Genomic DNA, 2,283 nt, shown 5'->3' with positions numbered 1-2,283 from the left:
TGGTTACTTGGTCATGAGCATCTCGTTGATCTAAAGCTAATCCATCGAGTAACCAGCGCAGTTGACGGTAACTTATGCTTACTGTCTGTGTAGTAGTATCATCGGGCCACTGGAATTTACCTTCTTCAGGACTTTTGATCCCTTCTACCAAAGAAACCTCACTAGCTTTGATCGTCTACTTGAGGGTAGAGGACATAAATTTGTGAGGTACGCCGATGACTGTGTTATATACGTTAAGAGTAAAAGAGCCGCTGAAAGAGTAATGACCAGCTGTAAAAAGTACCTTGAGGAGAAACTGAAACTTAAGGTAAACCGAGAAAAGAGCAACACTGGGAGCCCACTTAAGCTTAAGTTTCTTGGCTTCTCCCTCTACAAAGTTAGAGGAAAGGCTGGAATACGACCACACCAAAAGTCCATAAAACGGTTTAAGGACAGGGTACGGCAGATAACAAGTCGTAAGAGTGGCAGGTCGATTCAACAGATACTTAAAGAACTTAAAATGTTCACCACAGGCTGGTTGGGTTATTTTGCCATTGCAGATATGAAGAAAAGAATTACTGCCCTTAACGAATGGATTAGGCGTAGAATTCGAATGTACTTGTGGAAGCAATGTAAGAAAGTAAGTGCGAGGTTTAAGAACCTCAAGCTATTTAAAATATCTAAAAGTAAAGCCTGGGAATGGGCAAACTCTCGGAAAGGGTATTGGCGTATAGCTAACAGCTGGATACTATCGAGGTCATTAACAAATGAATACCTCGCATCAATTAGATATGATAATATATCCAAAAGATTTCCGAAGTTGAAATTAATCAAAAAATATTAGCACTCATATAATTTTACAGAAATATTCTATCTGGAGTGATATTGAAACTGATATACCAATGCAATTAAGGACTGTACAATTTACAACAGCCTTCGACACTAGAATTTGTTATGATAGCAGACAGGGTATAAATGATTTATAGATGAAGGGGAGAACTTCATCTATAAAATGATAGTGACAGGAGATCTATCGGAGATTAAAACCTTCACCTTGTGTGTTAGTAAGTTAGCTGGGTGGTGTACCTTATGTAAGTATTAGATATTTCACAGTATATGGACCTAGACAAAGACCGGCTATGGCTTTTAATAAGTTTATAAAAACCATCCTTGATGGGATTGAAATATCTAACTACGGTGATGGTAAACAAAAAGAAATATTGATGATATAGCCTACAAAAGTGATTCTAAGGATAAAAAGCTAATGGGATTATTACAAGATATCAAGTAGTTACAGAAATTAATTAAGGACGGTGAAGAGGTTTGCGTAAAATTTCAGTTATCGGAACAGGGTATGTAGGTTTATCTACTGGTGTATGTCTTTCAGATATGGGTAATACAGTTGTATGTGTTGATAAGGATAAAGATAAAATAGATAAATTAAAAAATGGACAAGTTCCTATCTATGAGCCTGGGATGGATAAACTTCTTGAAAGGAATTGTGTTGCTGGTAAGTTAGCTTTTACTACTGACTTAGAGAAAACTGTTAAACATACGGATATAATCTTTTTAGCTGTTGGTACTCCATCTAATGAAGATGGATCAGCTGATCTAACACAAGTTAGAACAGCTATTAAAAACATTGCTAAGCAATGAATAGCTACAAGATTATAGTTACTAAAAGTACTGTACCTGTTGGTACTAATAGTGAAATAGAAAGGATTATCTCAGAGAATACGGATACTATGTTTTAGTTGTATCTAGTCCGGAGTTTTTAAGAGAGGGGTCTGCGGTTCACTATATTTTTAGCCCAGATAGGATAGTTATAGGTTGTCGTGATAAAGAAGCTGGTGAAGAAATAAGAGAACTCTATAAAGGCTTTGATACTGACTTTGTTATGACAACAATAGAAAGTGCTGAAATGATTAAGTATGCTTCTAATGCTTTTTTAGCTACTAATATTTGTTGTGTAGAATAGGGTATAACTTGAAACTGCGGTTGCTTTTCGAAAGTAATAATGAGAGTGTAAAATAAACGGTGTAAACCTTCCGAAATGATGTATAATAAAAATAGAATGGGAGGTTTGCACCGTTATGAATTTAATAGACAAAAAGCAAGTAAGAGAAATGATGAAACAAGGTAAACTAAAAGATGTAAATGATATTCAAGAAGTTTTGAAGGAGCAATTTGGTGAACTAATAGAAGAAATGCTAGAAAGTGAACTTGATCATGAACTGGGTTACTCAAAGTATGATTACCGAGAAAAGGAAACTACAAATAGTCGAAATGGAAAGAGAGAAAAAC

The 2,283-nt window shown here is 35.5% G+C and carries 5 protein-coding genes and 1 pseudogene; 5 read left to right on the top strand and 1 reads right to left on the bottom strand.

The window, feature by feature from the left end; genetic code table 11:
• A partial coding sequence (gene tnpB, locus CDO51_RS15645) for an IS66 family insertion sequence element accessory protein TnpB (protein ID WP_158212471.1) occupies positions 1-151 on the bottom strand: 151 nt, incomplete at its 3' end.
• Between tnpB and CDO51_RS12940 the strand changes: the two genes are divergently transcribed.
• The 5 genes and pseudogenes from CDO51_RS12940 to CDO51_RS12925 all read left to right on the top strand — a co-directional run.
• Positions 86-823 (top strand): group II intron maturase-specific domain-containing protein, encoded by a 738-nt coding sequence (locus CDO51_RS12940; RefSeq protein ID WP_420811501.1) that lies wholly within the window; start codon positions 86-88, stop codon positions 821-823. The genes tnpB and CDO51_RS12940 overlap by 66 nt on opposite strands.
• Before the next feature lie 235 nt (positions 824-1,058).
• Positions 1,059-1,190, top strand: a pseudogene (locus CDO51_RS15135) (NAD-dependent epimerase/dehydratase family protein); the annotation flags it as partial.
• A 112-nt stretch (positions 1,191-1,302) separates the two neighbouring features.
• Positions 1,303-1,635 carry a 2-dehydropantoate 2-reductase N-terminal domain-containing protein gene (locus CDO51_RS15130; protein WP_089024636.1) on the top strand — a complete coding sequence of 111 codons (333 nt, stop codon included), beginning with the start codon at positions 1,303-1,305 and terminating at the stop codon, positions 1,633-1,635.
• 145 nt (positions 1,636-1,780) lie between these two features.
• Entirely contained in the window at positions 1,781-1,957 is a 177-nt protein-coding gene (locus CDO51_RS15640; RefSeq protein ID WP_420811500.1) for a hypothetical protein, read from the top strand.
• Positions 1,958-2,072: 115 nt separating this feature from the next.
• Positions 2,073-2,283, top strand: a 211-nt coding sequence (locus CDO51_RS12925) for a transposase (protein ID WP_205842108.1), incomplete at its 3' end; no start/stop codon positions are given.

It is taken from the genome of Natranaerobius trueperi, assembly GCF_002216005.1.
GTDB lineage: Bacteria > Bacillota > Natranaerobiia > Natranaerobiales > Natranaerobiaceae > Natranaerobius_A > Natranaerobius_A trueperi.
Note: the sequence above shows the minus strand (reverse complement) of the source record. Positions and strands in the feature narration are given on the sequence as shown.